Here is a 2,195-nt window from a genome sequence, read left to right on the forward strand (position 1 = left end):
CGCGCTGCAGCCGGGCCGCCGCCGCGCGCCGCCAGCCCAGCACCGCCGCCGCCCGCTCGGCGCCCTGCAGCGCGGTGATCCGGGCCCAGGTGCCGGCCGGGTCCGCCGCCGACGGGGCCGATCCGTCCCAGTACGGCCGGAGCGCCGCCGCGACCGCGGCCCGCAGGCCGTCCGGCTCCGCGCCGTACGCGGCGTAGCCGTCGCGGCAGCGGGCGCAGAAGCACAGCGACATGAGCAGCTGCCCGGCCGCGTCCAGCGCCACCCCGGCGATCTTGTCGTGCGCGTGCAGGTGCGCCAGCCCGTACCAGCCGCAGGACTCCAGCTCGCAGCCCTGCGCGCCCGGCCGGGTCGCGGCCTCCGCGGCGAGCCGGACGAGGTAGTCGCGCACCTCCGGGCGCCCGATGCACGGCGCCCACGGGTAGCGGTCGCCGTACGCGTTGACCACCGACGTGTCCGGGTGCTCGGCGCCCAGGCGGGAGTTGTGCGCGAGCACCACCCAGCTGTGCACCGCCAGGCCCGCGCGGGTCAGCTCCTCCGCAGCCGCGCCGAACGGGTCGGCGGCGTCGACCCAGTCCTGGGCGTACGGGCGCAGCGCCTGCCCGGACCACCTGCGTTCGTCCGGCGGGTAGAGCACGGCGGAGTGCCGGGCGGTGACGATGCGGTGGCGGGGGTGACGCGGGGTCACGGCGCGGGTGGAGTGGTACGCGGCGGCGAGCGTCACCTGCCGCACGCCCAGCTCCGCGACGCGGCCGGGGGCGGCGGGATCGCCGACGACGTCCCACGGGTACAGAAAGACCGAAGCACGAGGTGCCATCATCAGGGTGTACACATTTCTGCCCGGCGTCCATATTGGTGAACTGGAACGCTATGGCCGCCCCGACGGACCGTCAAGACCGCGCCCCGCCACCCGGACACGCCCCCCGGGCCACGCACCCGACCCACCGAGGAGCCATCCACGATGCCAGCCCACCGCCCTCCGCGCACCGTCCTGCTCACCGGCGCCGCCGGCGGCGTCGGCACCCTGATGCGCGGCCTGCTCCCCGCGCACGGCTACGAGCTGCGCCTGCTCGACCGCGTCGCCGTCGACCCCGGCCCCGAGCGGGTGGTCACCGCCGACCTCGCCGACCGCGCCGCGCTGCGCGAGGCGGTCCGCGGCGTCGACGCGGTGATCCACCTCGCCGGGATCTCGGTGGAGTCGACGTTCGAGAAGGTGCTGCGGGCCAACGTCGAGGGCACGTACCACCTCTACGAGGCCGTGCGCGCCGAGGGCGTGCCGCGCGTCGTCTTCGCCTCCAGCAACCACGCGGTCGGCTACCACCCGCGCCCGCGCCACCCCCGCCGCGTCCCCGCCGGCGAGCTGATCGGCGCCGGCGCCGCGCACCGCCCCGACACCTTCTACGGCCTGTCCAAGTGCTTCGGCGAGGACCTGGCGCAGCTCTACTGGGACCGGCACGGCATCGAGACGGTCTCCGCGCGCATCGGCTCGTGCTTCCCCGAGCCGACCAGCGTGCGCATGCTCTCCCTCTGGCTGAGCCCCGCCGACGGCGCCCGGCTGTTCCACGCCGCGCTGACCGCCCCGGACGTCGGCCACACCGTCGTCTACGGCAGCTCCGCCAACACCCGCCTGTGGTGGGACCTCGGCACGGCGCGGGCGCTCGGCTACGAGCCGCAGGACGACTCCGAGGTCTACGCGGACAAGCTGCTCGCCGAGCTGGGCCCGGACGACCCGGACGCGCCGGACCAGGCGAACCTGGGCGGCCCGTTCTGCACCGACCCGCCCATCTGGCCGCGGTGACACCGCCGTTGACCGCCCGGTGCCGGCACGCCGCGCGGCGGCCCTCCGGGCGGCGCCCGAAGCCGCGCGCACCCTTGACGGCCGCCGCACCCCCCTTTACGTTTCCGGCACCAGTTCAGATTCATATCTATCTTTCAGATACATGAATCGAGGTTCCGGTGCAGCTCGACGGCATCCTGTTCTTCCCCGTCACCCCCTACGACGACGCCGGTTCGGTGCCCGAGGACGTGCTCGCCGGCCATGTCGCCGACGGCGTCGCGCACGGCGCGGGCGCGGTCTTCGCCGCCTGCGGCACCGGCGAGTTCCACGCGGTCGACGGCGCCGAGCACCGGCGGGTGCGCCGTACCGCCGGCGCCGGCGAGCACCGGCACCGGGCCGGCCGCGGGGGCCACGGCTATGC

3 protein-coding genes are annotated in these 2,195 nt (G+C 75.8%); 2 read left to right on the top strand and 1 reads right to left on the bottom strand.

Annotation, left to right across the window (positions count from 1 at the left end; translation table 11 throughout):
• Positions 1-817, bottom strand: an 817-nt coding sequence (locus tag ABD317_RS36095) for an alpha-amylase family protein (RefSeq protein ID WP_344296147.1), incomplete at its 3' end; no start/stop codon positions are given.
• Between the two features lie 141 nt (positions 818-958).
• Between ABD317_RS36095 and ABD317_RS36100 the strand changes: the two genes are divergently transcribed.
• On the top strand, positions 959-1,795 hold the full coding sequence (locus tag ABD317_RS36100) for an NAD-dependent epimerase/dehydratase family protein (protein WP_344296149.1): 837 nt from the start codon (positions 959-961) through the stop codon (positions 1,793-1,795).
• A 158-nt stretch (positions 1,796-1,953) separates the two neighbouring features.
• The coding region (locus ABD317_RS36105; RefSeq protein ID WP_344296151.1) for a dihydrodipicolinate synthase family protein at positions 1,954-2,195 on the top strand (242 nt) is incomplete at its 3' end.

Origin of the sequence: Streptomyces synnematoformans (genome assembly GCF_039531005.1) — a bacterium.
GTDB classification, from domain to species: Bacteria; Actinomycetota; Actinomycetes; order Streptomycetales; family Streptomycetaceae; genus Streptomyces; species Streptomyces synnematoformans.